Raw genomic sequence first — 18,716 nt, 5'->3', positions numbered from 1 at the left:
CTCAGTCTCGTACGCAGACGTAGATCGCCGTCCCCGGGATCAGATTCCCGCGCAGCGGGGACCAGCCGCCCCACTCCTGGGTGTTCCACGCGGGCCACTGGGGCTCCACCAGGTCGACGAGACGGAAACCGCCTGCCACCACGTCGCGCACCCGGTCGCCGATCGTCCGATGGTGCTCCACGTAGACGGCGTTCCCGTTCTCGTCCTGCTCCACATAAGGAGTGCGGTCGAAGTACGAGGCCGCGACCGAGAGACCCTCGGGGCCCGGCTCGTCGGGGAAGGCCCAGCGCATCGGGTGCGTCACCGAGAACACGAACCGGCCGCCGGGCCGCAGCACGCGGTGCACGTCCTTGAGGACCCGCACCGGATCGGCCACGAACGGCATCGCTCCGTAGGCCGAGCACACGAGGTCGAAGCTGCCGTCCGCGAACGGCAGCGCCCCCGCGTCCGCCTCCACCAGCGGCACGCCGCCGCCGATCCGCAGCGCGTGCTGCAGCTGCCGGTGGGAGAGGTCGAGGGCGACCGGACGCGCACCCTGCGCGGCGAGCCAGCGCGAGCACTGCGCCGCACCCGCGCCGATCTCCAGGATGTCCTTGCCCTTCAGCTCCTCGGGCGGACCGAGCAGCTCGGCCTCCACCTCGTCGAGTCCTTCAGGACCCCACACGAACCGGTCGTCACCCAGGAAGGTGCCGTGCTCGATCTGGTAGTCGTCCGCGTTCCTGTCCCACCAGCCACGATTGGCGCGGCTGCTCTCCGTGACGTCGGCGTCACGGCGGGTGGCTTCCGGTTCGGGCGTCTCGTGCAGCTCGGACTCTTGGATGATCGGCTCCATCGTCGTACTCTTCCGTCTGGCTTGATACGGCTCGTCGCGGCGGGACAGTGGCGAGGCGGGCCGAAAGTGGTCGCGGCAGGGCGCTGTGCGGCCCGTGTGGCCTCATGCGACAGCATTTGTGCCGGGTATGCGGCGTTCCGCCCCGGGTGTGCGCCTTCGCGCATTGACCCTGTCCGGCTGCCCCCGTATGCTACAAGTTGCGCTGCGAGCCTGCCTTCCTCAGACATAGCAGGATGCGCTCGCATCTGTTGTATGTCCCCTCGGTTGTCGAGGCGCCTTCCGTTTCTCCGGAAACTCAGGAATCGGCGCTTCCCAGGCTGTCCGGCTTCTTCAGAGCGAAATCGGCTCCGGCGCTAGCAGTACCTACGACTCACCGTCCGTACCGGAGCCCTTACCCACATGACGAGCAGCACCGAGACCACCGCTTCCACCACCCCGCAGGTAGCGGTCAACGACATCGGTAACGAGGAAGCCTTCCTCGCCGCGATCGACGAGACGATCAAGTACTTCAACGACGGCGACATCGTCGACGGCGTCATCGTGAAGGTCGACCGGGACGAGGTCCTGCTCGACATCGGTTACAAGACCGAAGGCGTCATCCCCTCCCGCGAGCTTTCCATCAAGCACGACGTCGACCCCAATGAGGTCGTCGCCGTGGGCGATGAGATCGAGGCTCTTGTTCTCCAGAAGGAGGACAAGGAAGGCCGTCTCATCCTGTCCAAGAAGCGCGCACAGTACGAGCGCGCCTGGGGCACGATCGAGAAGATCAAGGAAGAGGACGGCATCGTCACCGGCACCGTCATCGAGGTGGTCAAGGGTGGTCTCATCCTCGACATCGGCCTCCGTGGCTTCCTGCCGGCTTCCCTCGTCGAGATGCGCCGCGTCCGCGACCTCCAGCCCTACGTGGGCAAGGAGCTCGAGGCCAAGATCATCGAGCTGGACAAGAACCGCAACAACGTGGTCCTGTCCCGCCGTGCCTGGCTCGAGCAGACCCAGAGCGAGGTCCGCCAGACCTTCCTCACGACCCTGCAGAAGGGCCAGGTCCGCTCCGGCGTCGTTTCCTCGATCGTCAACTTCGGTGCGTTCGTGGACCTCGGTGGCGTCGACGGTCTCGTGCACGTCTCCGAGCTTTCCTGGAAGCACATCGACCACCCCTCCGAGGTTGTCGAGGTCGGCCAGGAAGTCACCGTCGAGGTTCTCGACGTGGACATGGACCGCGAGCGCGTGTCCCTGTCGCTCAAGGCGACGCAGGAAGACCCGTGGCAGCAGTTCGCCCGTACGCACCAGATCGGGCAGGTTGTTCCCGGTAAGGTCACCAAGCTCGTTCCCTTCGGTGCGTTCGTGCGCGTCGACGAGGGCATCGAGGGTCTGGTCCACATCTCCGAGCTGGCCGAGCGCCACGTGGAGATCCCGGAGCAGGTCGTCCAGGTCAACGACGAGATCTTCGTCAAGGTCATCGACATCGACCTCGAGCGTCGTCGCATCAGCCTCTCGCTGAAGCAGGCCAACGAGGCCTTCGGCGCCGACCCGTCGGCCGTCGAGTTCGACCCGACCCTGTACGGCATGGCCGCGTCGTACGACGACCAGGGCAACTACATCTACCCCGAGGGCTTCGACCCCGAGACCAACGACTGGCTCGAGGGCTTCGAGTCGCAGCGTGAGGTCTGGGAGACGCAGTACGCCGAGGCGCAGACGCGCTTCGAGCAGCACCAGGCCCAGGTCATCAAGTCCCGCGAGGCTGACGCCCAGGCCGAGGCGGAGGGCGCTGCGGCTCCCGCTTCCTCGACCGGTACCCCGGCTGCCGGTGGCACCGGTGGCGGCGGCGGTTCGTACTCCTCGGAGTCGGACGACAACTCCGGCGCCCTGGCGTCGGACGAGGCGCTTGCCGCACTTCGCGAGAAGCTCGCAGGTGGACAGAGCTGAATTGCTCTGCCCTAGCAGGTAGTTAGGAGCGGGCCCGCACCCCTTGGGTGCGGGCCCGCTTTTTTGCGCTTCGCGCCCGGGTCGTTCATCTTCCGCAGCCCGGTGGGGGTTTGGCGCGCAGTTCCCCGCGCCCCTGACGGGGCCCTACGGCGTGACCATGATGTTCGTCAGGCCCTTGCCGCCCGTCACCGTGTTGCTCGCGTACACCGTCGTCTTGCAACTGCCGCTGAAGTTGGTCACGTTGATCGCGAGCTGCTTGTCGCCCGTCGCGCCGGACAGGGTCGACCTGTTGCCGCGGAAGACCGTGCCGCAGCCCCAGCCGGACTGCTGGCTGTGGGTCTCGTAGCCGTTGTTCGTGGTGTTCTTGCCGGTGTTGTTCTCGATGACGTAGTTGTTGCCCTTCACGTCGATCCACGAGTCGTCGTAGTTGTTCCCGGTCAGGCCCTTGCCGTCGAAGGTGTTGCCGGTGACCTTGCCGCCGGTGGTGCCTTCCTTGAGGTCGATGGCCTCGCCGCCCACGTCGGGGCCGATCGTGTTGTTCAGGATCTGTACGTTGTCGCTCTTGTCGCTCACGCCGCCCGCGCTGCCCACGTAGACGCCCTCGCCCATGCCGCGGTCGTCGTTCCCGGTGTCGTAGATCTTCGAGCCCTTGATGACGCCGTCGGTGCTCGACTTCCGGAAGTGGACGCCCTCCATGTCGAGGCCGTGGACCGTGACGGTGTCCACGACGACGCCCTTCGCGGAGTCGATCATGATGCCCTTCTGGCCGCCCGTGACGGTGATGCCCTTGACCGTCCAGTAGGAGGCGCCGTTCAGATGCAGGCCGTATCCGCCGCCCGCCGTGAGCACTGCCTTCGGGGAGCCGGTCAGGGTGATGCGGGAGCCTGAGCTCGCGGCCGTGCTCGTCTTGAAGTTGCCGGTGTACGTGCCGTCGGCGAGGTGGATCGTGTCGCCCGGGGAGGCGCCGGTGAGCGCGGACTTGAGCTCGGCGGCCGTGGAGACCTCGATGGTCCCGGCCGCCGTCGATGCGGGGGAAGCGGTGGCCACGACGGCCAGGCCTCCGGTGGCGGCCGTCGCGACGAGCGCGGAGAGGGAGATGAGCAAGGTGCGTCGGGTGCGCATGTGGGGTGACCCTCCGGTTCTTGTACGTGAACACTGGGTGTGCATCTGAACGTAGAGGTGAGGCATGTCCGCGTCAAGGTCTGGACCAGGCCGGTGAACTCGGCGTCCCGCAAAGGGGGTTCATGCACACGAACCCCACGGTGCACGTGACGCAAGAAGCCGCTGTGAAGAAGCCCGAGAGGGAATGTCCACGCCCTTGCGCGCGTTCTGCTGTACGAGTCACGAAGAAGAGGGCGAGGAGCGGTCACAGTGCTTGATCCGCAGGATTTGTACGCATGGGAGCCGAAGGGCCTCGCCGTCGTCGACATGGCGCTCGCGCAGGAGTCGGCCGGACTGGTCATGCTCTACCACTTCGACGGCTACATCGACGCGGGCGAGACCGGCGACCAGATCGTCGAGAGCCTCACGGACAGCCTGCCCGGCCAGGTGGTGGCGCGCTTCGACCACGACCGGCTCGTCGACTACCGCGCGCGCCGCCCGCTGCTCACGTTCCGGCGCGACCGCTGGACCGACTATGAAGTGCCCACGCTCGACGTGCGGCTGCTCCAGGACGCCACGGGCGCGCCCTTCCTGCTGCTCTCCGGGCCCGAGCCGGACGTCGAGTGGGAGCGTTTCGCAGCCGCCATCGGGCAGATCGTGGAGCGGCTCGGGGTGCGGCTCTCGGTGAACTTCCACGGCATCCCCATGGGCGTGCCGCACACCCGCCCCGTGGGCCTCACCCCGCACGGTAACCGCACCGACCTGGTGCCGGGGCACCGCAGCCCCTTCGACGAGGCGCAGGTGCCCGGCAGCGCGGCGTCGCTCGTCGAGTACCGCCTCCTGGAAGCGGGCCACGACGTGCTCGGCGTCGCCGCGCACGTCCCGCACTACATCGCGCGCTCCGCGTACCCGGACGCCGCGCTCACGGTCCTCGAGGCGATCACCGCGGCGACGGGCCTCGTGCTGCCGAGCGTCGCGCACGGCCTGCGCACCGAGGCGCACCGCACCCAGACCGAGATCGACCGGCAGATCCAGGAGGGCGACGAGGAACTGGTCGCCCTCGTGCAGGGACTTGAGCACCAGTACGACGCCGCGGCGGGTGCCGACGCACGCGGCAACATGCTGGCGGAGCCCGTGGACATCCCGTCGGCGGACGAGATCGGCAAGGAATTCGAGCGCTTCCTCGCCGAGCGCGAGGGCGACGCGTAGCCGGGAGCGCTCGACGCGCAGCCGGGAGGGCGGGGTGTAACGCCACCCCCTAAGCTGCCGGTCATGCTGAAGGTGGGCCTGACCGGCGGTATCGGCGCCGGCAAGAGTGAAGTATCGCGTCTCCTTGTCGCGTCGGGAGCCGTCCTGATCGACGCCGACAAGATCGCGCGAGAGGTCGTGGAGCCGGGAACCGAGGGCCTGGCGAAGGTCGTTGACGCCTTCGGGCAGGAGATCCTCGCTCCGGACGGCACCCTCGACCGGCCGAAGCTGGGCTCGATCGTCTTCGCCGACCCGGAGAAGCTGGCCGTACTGAACTCGATCGTGCACCCCCTGGTCGGCGCCCGCTCCGCCGAGCTGGAGGGGGCAGCCTCGCAGGACGCGGTGGTCGTGCACGACGTGCCGCTGCTCGCGGAGAACGGCCTGGCACCGCTGTACGACCTCGTGGTCGTCGTCGACGCGAGCCCCGAGACCCAGCTGGAGCGTCTCGTGCGGCTGCGCGGCATGAGCGAACAGGACGCCCGCGCGCGGATGGCCGCTCAGGCGACCCGCGAGAAGCGTCTGGAGATCGCGGACATCGTGATCGACAACGACGGCCCGCTGGAGGGCCTGGAGCAGCGGGTCGGCGCCGTATGGGCGGACCTCGCGCGGCGGGCGCGCGCGGCCTAGAAGGAGGCGGGAGTGGTCGTACTGGCGGTGTTCACCGCTCTGGGCGGCCGACGCTGCAGTTCGAGACGGGGGACGGGCAGGTCGTCGAGGTGGTGTCCCCGGTGCCGCAGAGCAGGAGGGCGCCGCTCGCCGCGGGCGACCGGGTGCGCATCGCCTACGACAGCGACGACCCCCGGGAGACCGTCATGCTGGGGCGTGAGCGCAGGGGCATCGACCGGGGATTCGTGGCGGCGGGCGCGGCGGTGCTGGTGCTCGGTCTCGTGCTGACGGCCCTGGCGCTGTGAGGGGCGGGGCAGGGCGCGGGCAGGGCGTGGCGGGTGCCGGAGTGTGAGGGCCGGAGTGTGGGGGCCGCGTTCATGGGGAGAATGGACGGAATAGGCGTCGGCGTGACGGGCGTTGACACAGAGCAGCGAGGGAAGGAGTCACGCGTGCCCGAAATTACCCCGGAGACCCATGTCATCGACTTCCGTGCGGCGGAGCAGCTCCTTGCCGCGCGGGATCCCCGAGGCGCGGTGAAGCTGCTCGACACGGTCATCGCGGCCCACCCCGAGAACACGGCGGCGCGGCTGCTGCGGGCCCGTGCCTTCTTCGCCGCCGCTCAACTGCGCGCCGCCGAGCTGGAGTTCAGCATCGTCCTGGAGCGGGAGCCGGACAACGCGTTCGCCCACTTCGCCCTGGCGCGCACGTACGAACGCGCGGCGCGGCCCGACCAGGCCCGCCGCCACTTCCGCCTCGCCGCCGCGCTCGACCCGCAGCCGGAGTATCTGGCGGCGGCGCGCTTCGACGACGGCGACGCCGCGGGCGCCGAGGGCTGACCCGCCCCCGGACCCGCGTCCGGCTAACCCGTCCCGGTCCGCCCGGTCCGCCCGGTCCGCCCGGTCCGAGGGGGCTCGTACGGCGGGATGTCGCGGCCCGGCTGGTAGTGCGGGCCCTGGTGGATGTGGTGCAGGATCACCGCCATGTCGGCGGTGACGATCAGCCAGAGCACTCCGCAGGCGAGCGCCCACTCGGGGCGGCCCACGAGGGCGAAGGCGACGGTGCCGAACGTGGCCCAGATCAGGCCCCACACGCTGAACCAGAAGCGCATGCGCAGCGGACTGCGCGCGGTCACCGGTTCACTGCCTGTGCGCATCACGAGAGGTCATCTCCTCCCTCGCTGCCCTCTCCACCCTCTCCACCCTCTCCACCCTGTTCCCTGGGCGTCTCCACCTTCAAGGATCCACCCGTGGGTGGTGGACCGGAAGGGCCGGAGGCTTCAAGATCGTAGATGTGTCGATCGGGGGTAGGGCTGTGCTGGACGTACTGAGGAACCGGGCGAGGTCGGACGAGCGGCTCGCCGCGTGGCTGAAGGATCTTGAGGGCATCGAGGAGCCGCGGGCCGAGGCGGTGCTGCCCTCTGCCGACGCGCTGCCGGACGTGCTGCTCGACCTGGCCGTGCCGCACGAGGACATCAACGACCTGCTGGCCCTGCGCGGGCGGCTTGCGGAGGACCCGGAGGCGCGGTGGCTGCTCGACCGCAGCGTCGCCGGGACGGTGCGGGACATGGGCAAGCCCGGAGCGGGTCCCAAGTACGCTTCCTTGCCGGTTGAGTTGGGTGCTCTTGGGGCTTACTTCTACGTGTACGTCTTCGTGGCGACCCTGCCGTACGTACGCGCGTATCACGTCAGCCACGGCATCCCGGACGACGTCTCCCGGCACACGCTCGCCGACCTCGGACGGCACATCGCGGTGCACCGCAGGGCGCGCGGTGGTCCCGGTCTGCTGCACCCGAGCTGGAACTCCCTGCATTTCCGGGGCGAGCTCTACCAACTGGGGCGGCTGCAGTTCCAGCGCGCGGTGCTGGGGGAGCGGATGGGCGGGGCGGTGGCCGCGGCGGGGCATACCGCGAGCCGGGGGGACCCCTGTCTGAACCTCCACATCACCGACTTCCGGGGGCCGCTGTCCCCGGAGGCCTGTGACCGGTCGATGTGGCTGGCGCGGGAGTTCTTCGCGCGGCACTTCCCGGAGGAGAGACATGAGACAGCCGTGTGTCACTCCTGGCTGCTCGATCCACAGCTGAAGAGGTATCTGCCGGCGGACTCGAACATCGTCCGCTTCCAGGAGCGCTTCCGCCTCGCGGACGGGTATGAGCGGGAGTCGGACGACAGCGCTCCCGTCACCTTCGTCTTCGGCGACGGGGACCTGCCCGTGGCCGAACTGCCGCGGCGGACAAGGGTGGAGAGAGCCGTGGGGGACCACTTGAGGGCGGGAGGCCACTGGTATGGAGGGCATGGCTGGTTCCCGCTGTAGACCGCGGGGCCACGGGGAGAGGTGGGAACGTGCCCTCGGAGCGCTTCGTTGACGGGGCATGACTGCTGAGATGCGTGAGGGATACGAGGGGACGGGCCCGGGAGCGATCACGCCGGACGGCTGCGCGGTGGACCTGTACGCGCGCCTGACCGTCGGGGACGAGCCCGATGTCATCGCCGGTGCGGTACCGGCCGGGGCGCACATTCTGGAGCTGGGCAGCGGTGCGGGGAGGGTGACGCGTCCGCTGCTGGAGCGGGGGTTCCGGATCACGGCGGTGGACGAGTCCCCCGAGATGCTGGAGAAGGTGTCCGCGCTCGACGGGCGGGTGCGCACGATCCGGAGCCCGATCGAGAAGCTCGAACTGGACGAGCGGTTCGAGGTGGTGATGCTCGCGTCGTTCCTCGTGCACACCGGCGATGTGTCGGTGCGCCGCGGGATGCTGCGGGCCTGCCGGAGCCATGTGACGGACGATGGCTGTGTGCTGATCCAGCGGGAGGGCGCGGACTACCACACGAACCTGCCGAGGGAGCGGGTCGACCCCGGTGGTTTCACGGTGCGGATCCTGTCGGCGGAGCCGGTGGGGGACGGGGTGAACGAGGTGCGCGCGGAGTACGTCTTTCCGGACGCCGTATGGACCCAGACGTTCCGCGCCCGGCCGCTCACGAAGGAGCAGTTCGAGCAGGCGCTGGAGGAGGCGGGGCTGAGGGTCGACAAGTACCTCACGGAGGACGGGACTTGGGTGCGGGCGGTGCCGGTGCGCTGACAGCGGGCTGATAGGGGCTGCGGGCGGTGGGCGGCGGGCGGCGCCCGGCGGAGATGGTGTGCTGCCGGGCGATGAGTTCCGCGGGGCGGGCCGGTCTATCCCGGTGACAGCACAACAGCCCCTGCGCACCGAGGAGATCACCATGACCACGGCCACCACCGCCCCCAACGCCTCAGCCCCCAGCACCTCCGCCACCGGAGGCCCCGCACTTGCCGGGCGCCGCTCCGTTCGCATCACGCTGCGCACGATCCAGGTCGTGCTCGCCCTGTTCTTCGCTCTCGCCAGCGGGGCTCCGAAGCTGATCGCGCACCCCACGGCGGTCGAGGCCTTCGAGAGGCTCGGGTGGGGCGATCCGGGGATGTACGCGATCGGCGCACTGGAGGTGCTCGGCGGGATCGCGCTGCTGGTTCCGGTGCTCAGTTCCGTCGGCGCGACGGGTCTGGTCGGGCTGATGATCGGTGCGTTCATCGTGAGCGTGACCGCGCTCGGCGGGGAGAACGCCGCCACGCCGCTCATCCTCATCCTGCCGCTCGCGTGGATCGCCTGGGCGCGGCGCGGGCAGAACGCGGAGCTGGTCCGTCTCCTTCAGCGACGAGGCGTGGGACGACGGGGCGTGGGACGCGGCGAGTGAAAGGCGGCGTACCGGGGTGGAGTTCCGTCCCCGTGCCGAGGGCTCACCGGGCAGCGCCGGGTGGGCTCTCGGCACGGGGACGAGGCCGTAGCTAGGCCTCGCCGCGCAGTCGTTCCATCTCCCGGCGGTCGCGCTTGGTGGGGCGGCCCGTTCCCCTGTCGCGTACGCCGGCGGGGGCCACGGCCTCGCGGGGCGGCGGGGGAGGGCTGTTGTCGACGTAGCACTCGACGGCCACCGGAGCGCCCACGCGCTTGCGGATGAGGCGTTTGACGACGACGACGTTCTCGCGGCCGCCCGCGTGGCGCAGGCGTACCTCGTCGCCGACGTGCACGCCGTAAGCGGGCTTCACGCGCTCGCCGTTGACCCGCACATGGCCGCCCTTGCAGGCCGCCGCGCCCATGGAGCGGGTCTTGACCAGGCGTACGGACCAGATCCAGGCGTCGATCCGCACGGAACCCCCGCCCGCGCCACCGCCACCGCCCGCACCCGCGCCTGCCGGAGCACCGCCGGCTCCGTTGCCGTTGCCGCCACCGCCTGAAGTCTCCGAAGCCATGCCCCGACTTTAATGCCTGCCGGGCGGTTCATGGCGGGGCTCGTGATGCCCGGCGAAGGGCTGCTCGGCGGAGCCTCGCGGCATGGCCGCTCACCCCGGCAGGCGTTGTGCGGTCAGGCAGGCGTGGTGCGGCAGCAGTGCGGCATCCCCGGCTGCACGGCGAGCCGTTCGGAATCCGTTCCCCTCGGAGTCTGATAATTCGGGCTAATCACCACAAAGCCGGATGCAGACCCAGGGGTGCCGCCTATGAAGTTCGAAGCCACCGTCGATGACCTGATGGACACGTTGCGCGCCGACCTCGAACGGCTCGCCGCAATCCCCTCGATCGCCTTCCCCGGCTTCCCGGCCGCACCGGTGCTGGAGGCGCACGACCTGCTGGTCGAGCTGTTGCGAGGAGCGGGCGTGCCGACCGTCGAGCGGCTCGATCTGCCGGACACCTCACCCGTGATCTACGGGGAGATCCCGCCGCCGACCCCCGACGCCCCGACGGTGCTGCTCTACGGCCACTACGACGTCCAGCCGCCCGGCGACGAGAGCCTGTGGAAGTCGCCCCCCTTCGAGCCGACTCCCATCGACGAGGCGGGGGGAGGCCTGCGCGCCCGGGGCATCGCGGACGACAAGTCCAACGTCATCGCGCACCTGGGCATGCTGCGGGCCTACGGCGGCAGGCCACCCGTCGGCATCAAGATCGTCATCGAGGGCCAGGAGGAGTACGGCAGCGCCTTCGACGACTATCCGCCCACCGACCCGGAGCGGTTCGCCTGCGATGCCATGGTGGTCGCCGACCTCGGCAACCTCCGGCCCGGCACCCCCACCCTTACCACCGCCCTGCGCGGCGCGTCCGAAGTGGTCGTCGAGGTGCGCACCCTTGACGAGCCGCGGCACAGCGGGGAGTTCGGGGGCGCGGCGCCCGACGCCCTGCTCGTGCTCCTCAAGGCCCTGGCCACCCTGCACGACGTACACGGAGACGTGGCCGTGGAGGGGCTGCGGCGCGAGGACTGGAGCGGCACGAGCTACACCGAGGACGAGTTCCGCTCGCTCGCCGGTGTGCGTGACGGAGTGCCGCTCATCGGCAGCGGCAGCCTGGGCGAGCGGCTCTGGAGCGGCCCCGCGATCACGGTGATCGGCCTGGACGCGCCGAGCGTCGACCATGCCGCGTCAGCCGTCGTGCCGTACGCACGCGCCAAGTTGAACCTCCGCTTCCACCCGCGTCAGGACGCGAAGGAGGCGCAGGGCAAGCTGGTCGACCACCTGCGCTCGCTCACCCCCTTCGGTGTCCCCCTCACCGTGACGCCCGGCGACACGGGCCCCGGCTACGAGGCGCCCACCGGCGGCCCCGCCTACCGCGCCGCCCGCGCCGCGCTCAAGGAGGCCTGGGGCGAGGACGCCTCGTTCGTGGCGACCGGCGGCTCCATCCCCCTGGTCAACGGCCTCGCGAAGGCGGCACCCGGCGCTGAGGTCCTGCTCTTCGGCGCCCAGGACAGCATGTGCAATCTGCACGCCCCGAACGAACGCGTGCTCTTCTCCGAGCTGCGCAACACGGTCGTCGCCATGGCCGCCTTCGTGCGGGAGTACGCGGCCGACTTCAACGGCTCAGGTACCGGTACCGGCGGGGAGCGCCGCGTATGAGCAGCACCGCGACGGATCCCGGCACCGAAGAGCCGCAGCACAAACGGAAGTTCACCTTCCCCAGCGCCCTGACCATCCTCGCGATCGTCACCGTCGGCGTCTGGCTGCTCGCCTTCCTCATCCCCTCCGGCGCCTACGACCGCAATGCCGAGGGCGCCCCCGTCGAGGGCAGCTACCACCGCGTCGACTCCGGCCAGACCTTCGTGGACCGGCTCAACGACCTCTTCCTCGCCCCGGTCAACGGCCTGTACGGCATCCAGGACGAGAAGTCGGGCGTCGTCGGGCCCGACATGGCCGGTGAGCTGTACGGCAGCGCGGGCGTGTTCCTGTTCGTGCTCGCCATCGGCGCGTTCATCACCGTCGTCTTCGCCACCGGCGCCCTCGACCGCGGCATCGGCCGCCTCGCCCACCGTCTTCGCGACCGTGGCGCGATGCTGATCGCGGGCGTGATGCTCGTCTTCTCAGTCCTCGGCACGGTCGAGGGATTCGCGGAGGAGACACTCGGCTTCTACGGCCTGATCGTGCCCCTGATGCTCGCCCTCGGCTACGACCGGATGGTCGCGGTCGGCGCGATCATCCTGGGGGCCGGGATCGGGGTGCTCTGCTCGACGGTCAACCCGTTCGCCACCGGAGTCGCCTCCTCCGCCGCCGACATCTCACTCGGCGACGGCATCGTGCTGCGCTTCGTGATGTGGATCGTCCTGACCGCGGTCACCATCGCCTACGTCATCCGCTACGCGAAGCGCGTACAGAAGAACCCGGACCGCTCCCTCAGCGGCTTCCTGCCCGGCGACCGCGAGCAGACCGCCGACGACGCGGGCGAGGTGCCGGAGCTGACGCGCCTGCACAAGTCCGTGCTCGTCCTGGTCGCCCTCGTCTTCGCCTTCATGATCTTCTCCGTGGTGCCCTGGGCGAGCGCGCTCACGGGCAAGGCGGACGCGAAGCCGTACGGCTTCGAACTCGGCTGGTCCTTCCCGCAGTTGGCGGCGCTCTTCTTCTGCGCCGCCGTGCTCGTCGGGTGCGTGGCGCGGATGGGCGAGCAGAAGCTCAGCTCGACGATCATCCAGGGCGCGGCCGACTTCATCTCGCCCGCCCTGGTGATCGTGCTCGCGCGCGGCGTCACGGTGATCATGAACAACTCGAAGGTCACGGACACCGTCCTGCACTCCATCGAGGGCGTGGTGAAGGGCACGTCCTCCGGGCTCTTCGCGATCATCGTCTTCGTCGTGAACCTGCCGCTGGCCTTCCTGATCCCCTCCACGTCCGGCCACGCGACCCTCGCCATGCCGATCCTGGCCCCGCTCGCCGACTTCGCCGGGGTCTCGCGCGCGGTCGTCGTCACGGCGTGGCAGTCCGCGAGCGGCTGGATGAACCTGTGGGTGCCGACCACCGCCGTGACCATCGGTGGCGTCGCGCTCGCGAAAGTCGGCTACGACAAGTACCTGCGCTTCGTCTGGCCGCTGCTCGCCATCCTTTTCGTACTGATCTGCGTCTTCGTGGCGCTCGGAGCGGTGATGACATGACGCATTCCTCAACTGCCGAGGCCAAGAGCGCCGCGGCCAAGCCGTCGGCGGCCGCCTACCGCAATCTCGCCGTGGCCACGGTCGGGTTCACGCTCACCTTCTGGGCCTGGGACCTCATCGCGCCGCTCGGCAGCGACTTCGGCGACCGGCTCGGGCTCACGTCGTTCGCGCAGTCCCTGCTGGTCGCCGTGCCGGTCATCGTCGGCTCGCTCGGCCGTGTCCCGGTCGGCGCGCTCACCGACCGCTACGGCGCCAAGCTGATGTTCCCGCTGATCTCGGCACTCACCATCGTGCCGGTGCTGCTGATCATTCCGGCCAAGGACAACTTCGTCGCGATGCTCGCGGTCGGCTTCCTGCTCGGCCTCGGCGGCACGACCTTCGCGATCGGCATCCCGCTGGTCAACTCCTGGTTCCCGCCCGCGCACCGCGGCTTCGCGCTGGGTGTCTTCGGGATGGGCATGGGAGGCGTGGCGCTCTCCGGGTACTTCACGCCGCGGATCGCCAAGCACGGCGAGAACCTGCCGTTCCTGGTCGTGGCGATCGCGCTCGCGGCGTACGCGGTGCTCGCGGCCCTCCTGATCACCGACCGCCCCGACCGGCCGGTCCCGACGAGCCCGCTCGCGACCCGCCTCGGGGAGGCCGGACGGCTGCGGGTGACCTGGGAGCTGTCCGCGCTTTACGCGATCGGGTTCGGCGGCATCGTCGCCTTCGGGGTCTATCTGCCCACGTACCTGAAGACCTGGTACGACCTCTCGCCCACGGAAGCGGGCACGAAGGCGGCCGGCTTCGCGCTGGTCACCGTCATCTTCCGCCCCATCGGCGGCTGGCTCTCCGACCGGATCCACCCGGCGACGGTCACCTCGTGCGCGCTGTCCGTCGTCGCGGTCTTCGCCATCGTGCAGGCCTTCGAACCGTCGCTGAATCCGGGCGGCACGATCTGCTTCCTCGCCATGGCGGCGGGCCTCGGCACGGCGAGCGGCAGCGTCTTCGCACTCGTCTCACAGGTGACGCCACAGGCCCAGGTCGGATCGGTGACAGGGATCGTCGGGGCGGTGGGAGGCCTGGGAGGCTTCGTCCCGCCGCTGGTCATGGGCGCGATCTACAGCGCCAAGGACTCGTACTCGATCGGGTTCATGCTGCTCTCGGACCTGGCGCTCGCGGGATGCGTGTACGCGTACGGGCGGATGCGGGGGCTGCGGGCCGGGTAGCTGGTGGGGCCCGTGGGGAGCGGGTTACCTTCGGCCGATGGGCCTTTATCCGGAGATCGAGCCGTACGACCACGGCATGCTCGAAGTCGGCGACGGAAACCGCGTGTACTGGGAGGTCTGCGGAAATCCGCTGGGGAAGCCGGCGGTGGTACTGCACGGGGGGCCGGGGTCGGGGTGCACGCCGTTCTTCCGGCGGTACTTCGACCCCGAGGCGTACCGGGTGGTGCTCCTGGACCAGCGCGGGTGCGGACGGTCGACGCCGCACGCGAGTGATCCCCGTACCGACATGAGCGTCAACACGACCGGGCATCTGCTGGCCGACCTGGAGTTGCTGCGGCGGCACCTGGGCATCGAGCGGTGGCTGGTGTGGGGCGGGTCCTGGGGTTCCGTGCTGGGGCTCCGGTATGCGCAGACGTATCCCGACCGGGTGTCGGAGCTGGTGCTCACGGGGCTCGCCACGGGGAGCCGGGCGGAGGTCGAGGTGCTGACGCGGGGGCTCGGGCAGATCTTTCCCGAGGCGTGGGAGGCGTTTCGGGACGGGGTCCCGGAGGGGGAGCGGGACGGGGATCTCGCCGCTGCTTACAACCGGTTGCTGGAGTCTCCTGACGCGGAGGTTCGTGCTGCCGCCGCGCGCGGGTGGACCGACTGGGAGACGGCGTTCGCGTCGCAGGCGCCGCGGTCTGTCCCCCGGTACGAGGACGCGGCTTTCCGGGCGGGTTTCGCCCGGACCGTCACGCACTACTTCGCCCATGACCATTGGCTGGGCGGGGACGAGGTCGTGCTCCGGGACGCGGGGGCGCTGGCCGGGATTCCGGGGACCCTGGTGCAGGGGCACCTTGATTTCGGGAACCTGGTGGGGATTCCCTGGCGGCTTCAAGGGGCTTGGCCGGGAAGTGAGTTGGTGATGGTGGGGGGTGTGGGGCACAACGCGGGGGCGCGGGGGATCGCGGAGGAGCTGGTGGGGGCGACGGATCGGTATCGGGGGCGGGGCTGAGGTTCGGGCGGTCCCTGCGGGGCTTTCCCCGATCCCGCCCCTTCCCGAGACCGGGGCTCCGCCCCCGACCCCGTACACGATGTCCTCTAACGCCGGACGGGCTGGAATATCCAGCCCGTCCGGCGTTAGGGACGAACTCGGCGAAGCCGGTGATGGGGACTAGTCCTCTTCCTCGCCGAACAAGTGCCGCACCGTGGACCGGTAGTTGGTCCGCACATGGGCCAGCGCCACGTCCCGCGCGCGCCCCGCATCCCCCGAAGCCACCGCCTCGTACAACTCCCGGTGCTCCGCGAGCAGATGCGTCCACTCCTCGTTCCGCCGCGTCATCCACCGCAGCCGTCCGTCCACCGGCTCCATGACCGACGTGAGCAGACCGTTCCCCGCCATCGCAAGGAGGCGGTCGTGGAAGCGCGTGTTGATGTCCGTGATCGCCTCCCCGTCCGCCGTGCGCGTCGCCTTCGCGGCGCTGTCGAGCAGCGCGGACAGCTCCGCGAGGCCCTCCTCCGTGGCCCGTTCCGCCGCGCGCCCCGCCGCGAACACCTCCAACGCCTCGCGCAGCTCGAAGAGTTCGGTCACGTCGGTGCGGGTCAGGCGGCGGACCACGGTCCTGCGCGGCGTCTCGAAGGTGACGAAGCCCTCGGCGACCAGGGCGCGGATCGCCTCGCGGACCGGCACCCTGGACACGCCCAGGCGCTCGGCCACCTCCCGTTCGACCAGGCGGTCCCCGGGGCCGAGGCGTCCGGCGATGATCTCCTGCCGCAACGCGGCGAGCACGCGTTCGCGTACGGCGGCCAGCGGCTGCTCCACGGTCGTCATGGAGTCCATCATTGCCGAACCCCGCTTCGATTTACCGATTCGTAACCGTACGGACATTGCCGGGCGCCGTCGTGAGCGGGAGCATGACGGAATCTTTGGTATACCAAACTTTGGTATACCAAAGCGCGCCGCACCTCCGTCCCCCGGCAGGATCCCTCGCAGGAGGCCCCCGTGTCCCTCACCCAGCGCGCCGACGCCCCAGGCGCCGCAACCGACTTCGTGCCCGACCCCCGCCTCACCAACGAAGACCTCGCCCCCTCCGCCGAACGCAAGTGGAAGGTCTTCGACCTCTTCGCCCTGTGGATGTCCGACGTCCACAACCTCGGCAACTACACCTTCGCGGCCGGTCTTCTGGTCCTCGGTCTGAACGTCTGGCAGATCTTCACCTCGCTCCTCGTCGGCTTCGTGCTCATCTACGTCGGGATGAACATGATGGGGCGCATAGGCCAGCGCCACGGCGTGCCGTTCCCCGTCGTCAGCCGCATCAGCTTCGGTGTCTGGGGCGCCAACATCCCCGCCCTGATCAGGGCCGTGATCGCCATCATGTGGTACGGAATCCAGACCTATCTGGCCTCCATCGCGGTCAACGTGATGCTGATCGCCGCCTTCCCGAGCTTGGACTCGTGGACCGAGCACTCCTTCCTCGGTCTGCACGCGCTCGGCTGGTGTTCGTTCGTCGCCCTCTGGCTCGTGCAGGGGCTGATCATGACCCGGGGCATGGAATCCGTACGGAAGTTCCAGGACTTCTGCGGGCCCGCCATCTGGGTCGTGATGATCGCGCTCGCCGTGTGGATCCTCTGGAAGGCCGGCTGGACCATCTCGCTCACCAGCACCCCGAACCCGGTCTCCACCGGCGAGCAGGTGCGGCAGTGGTTCGGCGCCATCGGGCTCATCCTCGCCACCTACGGCACGCTGATGCTCAACTTCTGCGACTTCTCGCGCTTCGCCCCCGACTACCGCACCGTCAAGCGCGGCAACTTCTGGGGTCTTCCCATCAACTCCACGGCCTTCGTGATCCTCTCCGTCATCGTCACCGCGGGCAGCCTCGAGGTCTTCGGCAAGGCCATCACCGACCCCGCCGAACTGGTCGCCGAGATCGGCAACACGTGGGTCCTCATCTTCGGGGCGCTCACCTTCGCCGTCGCCACGATGGGCGTGAACATCGTCGCCAACTTCGTCTCGCCCGCGTACGACCTCGCCAATGTCTGGCCGCAGAAGATCACCTTCAAGATCGGCGGAATCATCTCCACGGTCGCCGCGCTGCTCGTCACGCCGTGGAACCTCTACTCCAACCCGACCGTCGTGAACTACTTCCTGGGCGGCCTCGGTGCCTTCCTCGGACCGCTGTTCGGGATCATCGCGGTCGACTACTTCTGGGTGAAGCGCGGGCGCATCGACGCCGAAGCGCTCTTCAAGGCCGAGCCGGGTTCGCCCTACTACTACAAGAAGGGCGTCAACCCGAAGGCGCTTGCCGCCTTCGTGCCGACAGCGGGCTTCGCGGCCGTGTGCGCGCTCGTGCCGTTCTTCGACTACGTCGCGCCGTACTCCTGGTTCATCGGCACCGCCACGGCCGCCCTGCTCTACGCCGTGCTGTGCCGTGCCGAGCGGACCGCGGCGCTCACGGATGCGGTGGAGGGCTAGTGCGCATCGTCGTCACCAACTGCAACACGACCCGGGCGATGACCGAGGAGATCGTGGCGGGCGCGCGGGACGCCGCCGCCCCCGGGACCTCCATCGTGGGGCTCACCCCCGCCTGGGGGCCGGAGTCCGCCGAGGGGTGGCTCGACAGCTATCTCTCGGCGGCCGCCGTCCTCGACACCCTGCGCGGACACGAGGAGCCGTACGACGCCGTGGTCATGGCCGGGTTCGGCGAGCACGGGCGCGAGGGCGCCCGGGAACTCCTCGACGTGCCCGTCGTCGACATCACCGAGGCCGCCGCGCATCTGGCCTGCCTCCTCGGCCGGCGGTACGGGGTCGTCACCACCCTCGACCGGGCGCGCGGCCAGATCGAGGACAGCCTGCACGCGGCGGGCGTCGCGCAGAACTGCGCCGCCGTGGTGGGGACCGGGCTCGGCGTCCTGGACCTCGGGGACTCCGAGGTCACCGTCCGCGCCTTCCTCGCCGCGGCCGAGCGGGCCCGCGACGCGGGGGCCGAGGTCCTGGTGCTCGGCTGTGCCGGGATGACCGGGCTCCAGGAGAAGGTCGGGGCCGCGCTCGACATGCCGGTGGTCGACGGCGTGGCCGCCGCGGTGAAGCTCGCCGAGTCGCTCGTCGGGCTCGGACTGACCACGAGCCGCGCCGGTGGCTATGCCAAACCCCTGCCGAAGAAACGGACTTGGGCGCCGCCGTCGGAGTGATTCTTCGGGTGATCTGCCGCCCGACCGGCGGCGTACGAGGCCTTGCGGGGGCCGGGCGACCGCAGACTCCGGGGAACGCGCCGGGACCGTCCGGTGCCGAGCAACTGGAGGTGCCCGGTGTCGCAGCCGCCCTTCCGATCACCTGAGCGTGGCCGTCCCCGCCTCGGCCGTCCTTTCCTCGGCCGTCCTCGCCTCGCCCGTCCCGGCCTTGCCCGTCCTCGC

At 69.8% G+C, this 18,716-nt stretch carries 19 protein-coding genes; 14 read left to right on the top strand and 5 right to left on the bottom strand.

All coding sequences use genetic code 11. From position 1 onward, the window contains the following. Position 1 precedes the first annotated feature (1 nt). Positions 2-832: a class I SAM-dependent methyltransferase gene (locus ABZ833_RS13085; protein ID WP_361045206.1), complete on the bottom strand. Its 831-nt coding sequence runs from the start codon at positions 830-832 to the stop codon at positions 2-4. A gap of 399 nt (positions 833-1,231) precedes the next feature. Here ABZ833_RS13085 and rpsA point away from each other — a divergent pair, with 399 nt between their 5' ends. Beyond that, entirely contained in the window at positions 1,232-2,755 is a 1,524-nt protein-coding gene (gene rpsA / locus ABZ833_RS13080; protein WP_361045203.1) for a 30S ribosomal protein S1, read from the top strand. Positions 2,756-2,899: 144 nt separating this feature from the next. On the opposite strand, the gene ABZ833_RS13075 is transcribed toward rpsA, so the two are convergent. Next, complete coding sequence (locus tag ABZ833_RS13075; RefSeq protein ID WP_361045200.1) at positions 2,900-3,877, bottom strand: right-handed parallel beta-helix repeat-containing protein; 978 nt, start codon at positions 3,875-3,877, stop codon at positions 2,900-2,902. A gap of 249 nt (positions 3,878-4,126) precedes the next feature. Here ABZ833_RS13075 and ABZ833_RS13070 point away from each other — a divergent pair, with 249 nt between their 5' ends. From ABZ833_RS13070 to ABZ833_RS13055, 4 genes are all read left to right on the top strand, one after another. Continuing rightward, complete coding sequence (locus ABZ833_RS13070; protein ID WP_361045197.1) at positions 4,127-5,065, top strand: PAC2 family protein; 939 nt, start codon at positions 4,127-4,129, stop codon at positions 5,063-5,065. 63 nt (positions 5,066-5,128) lie between these two features. Continuing rightward, a complete protein-coding gene (coaE, locus tag ABZ833_RS13065) occupies positions 5,129-5,731 on the top strand; it encodes a dephospho-CoA kinase (RefSeq protein WP_361045194.1) in 603 nt (200 codons plus the stop codon). Further along, positions 5,695-6,015: a DUF3592 domain-containing protein gene (locus ABZ833_RS13060; RefSeq protein ID WP_361045191.1), complete on the top strand. Its 321-nt coding sequence runs from the start codon at positions 5,695-5,697 to the stop codon at positions 6,013-6,015. Before coaE ends, ABZ833_RS13060 begins: the two co-directional genes overlap by 37 nt. A 144-nt stretch (positions 6,016-6,159) precedes the next feature. Next, a complete protein-coding gene (locus ABZ833_RS13055) occupies positions 6,160-6,546 on the top strand; it encodes a tetratricopeptide repeat protein (protein ID WP_361045188.1) in 387 nt (128 codons plus the stop codon). A 23-nt stretch (positions 6,547-6,569) separates the two neighbouring features. Here the strand turns inward: ABZ833_RS13055 and ABZ833_RS13050 are convergent, their stop codons facing one another. Further along, positions 6,570-6,863 carry a DUF6343 family protein gene (locus ABZ833_RS13050; RefSeq protein WP_361045185.1) on the bottom strand — a complete coding sequence of 98 codons (294 nt, stop codon included), beginning with the start codon at positions 6,861-6,863 and terminating at the stop codon, positions 6,570-6,572. A gap of 254 nt (positions 6,864-7,117) precedes the next feature. Between ABZ833_RS13050 and ABZ833_RS13045 the strand changes: the two genes are divergently transcribed. The 3 genes from ABZ833_RS13045 (at position 7,118) to ABZ833_RS13035 (ending at position 9,414) form a co-directional block, all read left to right on the top strand. After that, on the top strand, positions 7,118-8,020 hold the full coding sequence (locus tag ABZ833_RS13045) for an acyltransferase domain-containing protein (RefSeq protein WP_361046288.1): 903 nt from the start codon (positions 7,118-7,120) through the stop codon (positions 8,018-8,020). 70 nt (positions 8,021-8,090) lie between these two features. Continuing rightward, the gene (locus ABZ833_RS13040) at positions 8,091-8,783 is read left to right on the top strand and encodes a class I SAM-dependent methyltransferase (protein WP_249593085.1); all 693 of its coding nucleotides are present in this window, start codon (positions 8,091-8,093) and stop codon (positions 8,781-8,783) included. Between the two features lie 142 nt (positions 8,784-8,925). Further along, positions 8,926-9,414 (top strand): DoxX family protein, encoded by a 489-nt coding sequence (locus ABZ833_RS13035; protein ID WP_361045182.1) that lies wholly within the window; start codon positions 8,926-8,928, stop codon positions 9,412-9,414. Positions 9,415-9,505: 91 nt separating this feature from the next. Here the strand turns inward: ABZ833_RS13035 and ABZ833_RS13030 are convergent, their stop codons facing one another. Beyond that, a complete protein-coding gene (locus ABZ833_RS13030; protein ID WP_361045179.1) occupies positions 9,506-9,967 on the bottom strand; it encodes an RNA-binding S4 domain-containing protein in 462 nt (153 codons plus the stop codon). Positions 9,968-10,213: 246 nt separating this feature from the next. Between ABZ833_RS13030 and ABZ833_RS13025 the strand changes: the two genes are divergently transcribed. From ABZ833_RS13025 to pip, 4 genes are read left to right on the top strand one after another with little or no spacing between them, the layout of a single operon-like run. After that, entirely contained in the window at positions 10,214-11,596 is a 1,383-nt protein-coding gene (locus tag ABZ833_RS13025; protein WP_361045176.1) for a M20/M25/M40 family metallo-hydrolase, read from the top strand. Next, the gene (locus ABZ833_RS13020) at positions 11,593-13,119 is read left to right on the top strand and encodes a YfcC family protein (RefSeq protein WP_361045174.1); all 1,527 of its coding nucleotides are present in this window, start codon (positions 11,593-11,595) and stop codon (positions 13,117-13,119) included. The genes ABZ833_RS13025 and ABZ833_RS13020 overlap by 4 nt, the downstream gene beginning before the upstream one ends. Next, positions 13,116-14,327 carry an MFS transporter gene (locus ABZ833_RS13015; protein ID WP_361045171.1) on the top strand — a complete coding sequence of 404 codons (1,212 nt, stop codon included), beginning with the start codon at positions 13,116-13,118 and terminating at the stop codon, positions 14,325-14,327. The genes ABZ833_RS13020 and ABZ833_RS13015 overlap by 4 nt, the downstream gene beginning before the upstream one ends. Before the next feature lie 37 nt (positions 14,328-14,364). After that, on the top strand, positions 14,365-15,321 hold the full coding sequence (gene pip, locus ABZ833_RS13010; protein ID WP_361045168.1) for a prolyl aminopeptidase: 957 nt from the start codon (positions 14,365-14,367) through the stop codon (positions 15,319-15,321). 159 nt (positions 15,322-15,480) lie between these two features. On the opposite strand, the gene ABZ833_RS13005 is transcribed toward pip, so the two are convergent. Continuing rightward, positions 15,481-16,146 carry a GntR family transcriptional regulator gene (locus ABZ833_RS13005; protein WP_249590548.1) on the bottom strand — a complete coding sequence of 222 codons (666 nt, stop codon included), beginning with the start codon at positions 16,144-16,146 and terminating at the stop codon, positions 15,481-15,483. Between the two features lie 162 nt (positions 16,147-16,308). Here ABZ833_RS13005 and ABZ833_RS13000 point away from each other — a divergent pair, with 162 nt between their 5' ends. Both ABZ833_RS13000 and ABZ833_RS12995 read left to right on the top strand, forming a co-directional pair. Beyond that, entirely contained in the window at positions 16,309-17,778 is a 1,470-nt protein-coding gene (locus tag ABZ833_RS13000) for an NCS1 family nucleobase:cation symporter-1 (RefSeq protein ID WP_361045164.1), read from the top strand. After that, on the top strand, positions 17,778-18,494 hold the full coding sequence (locus ABZ833_RS12995) for an aspartate/glutamate racemase family protein (RefSeq protein WP_361045162.1): 717 nt from the start codon (positions 17,778-17,780) through the stop codon (positions 18,492-18,494). Before ABZ833_RS13000 ends, ABZ833_RS12995 begins: the two co-directional genes overlap by 1 nt. The last annotated feature ends 222 nt before the right edge of the window (positions 18,495-18,716 follow it).

The sequence above is a fragment of the Streptomyces sp. NPDC047525 genome (assembly GCF_040643025.1).
GTDB lineage: Bacteria > Actinomycetota > Actinomycetes > Streptomycetales > Streptomycetaceae > Streptomyces > Streptomyces durmitorensis.
The sequence above is the reverse complement of the archived record's forward strand: the minus strand, read 5'-3'. Positions and strand labels throughout refer to the sequence as shown.

Excerpts from the sequence above, each read along its gene's own strand:
- ABZ833_RS13085 (WP_361045206.1), bottom strand. The coding sequence starts at position 832 with ATGGAGCCGATCATCCAAGAGTCCGAGCTGCACGAGACGCCCGAACCG.
- rpsA (WP_361045203.1), top strand. The coding sequence starts at position 1,232 with ATGACGAGCAGCACCGAGACCACCGCTTCCACCACCCCGCAGGTAGCG.
- ABZ833_RS13075 (WP_361045200.1), bottom strand. The coding sequence starts at position 3,877 with ATGCGCACCCGACGCACCTTGCTCATCTCCCTCTCCGCGCTCGTCGCG.
- coaE (WP_361045194.1), top strand. The coding sequence starts at position 5,129 with ATGCTGAAGGTGGGCCTGACCGGCGGTATCGGCGCCGGCAAGAGTGAA.
- ABZ833_RS13060 (WP_361045191.1), top strand. The coding sequence starts at position 5,695 with ATGGGCGGACCTCGCGCGGCGGGCGCGCGCGGCCTAGAAGGAGGCGGG.
- ABZ833_RS13050 (WP_361045185.1), bottom strand. The coding sequence starts at position 6,863 with ATGCGCACAGGCAGTGAACCGGTGACCGCGCGCAGTCCGCTGCGCATG.
- ABZ833_RS13040 (WP_249593085.1), top strand. The coding sequence starts at position 8,091 with ATGCGTGAGGGATACGAGGGGACGGGCCCGGGAGCGATCACGCCGGAC.
- ABZ833_RS13035 (WP_361045182.1), top strand. The coding sequence starts at position 8,926 with ATGACCACGGCCACCACCGCCCCCAACGCCTCAGCCCCCAGCACCTCC.
- ABZ833_RS13030 (WP_361045179.1), bottom strand. The coding sequence starts at position 9,967 with ATGGCTTCGGAGACTTCAGGCGGTGGCGGCAACGGCAACGGAGCCGGC.
- ABZ833_RS13025 (WP_361045176.1), top strand. The coding sequence starts at position 10,214 with ATGAAGTTCGAAGCCACCGTCGATGACCTGATGGACACGTTGCGCGCC.
- ABZ833_RS13020 (WP_361045174.1), top strand. The coding sequence starts at position 11,593 with ATGAGCAGCACCGCGACGGATCCCGGCACCGAAGAGCCGCAGCACAAA.
- ABZ833_RS13015 (WP_361045171.1), top strand. The coding sequence starts at position 13,116 with ATGACGCATTCCTCAACTGCCGAGGCCAAGAGCGCCGCGGCCAAGCCG.
- pip (WP_361045168.1), top strand. The coding sequence starts at position 14,365 with ATGGGCCTTTATCCGGAGATCGAGCCGTACGACCACGGCATGCTCGAA.
- ABZ833_RS13005 (WP_249590548.1), bottom strand. The coding sequence starts at position 16,146 with ATGGACTCCATGACGACCGTGGAGCAGCCGCTGGCCGCCGTACGCGAA.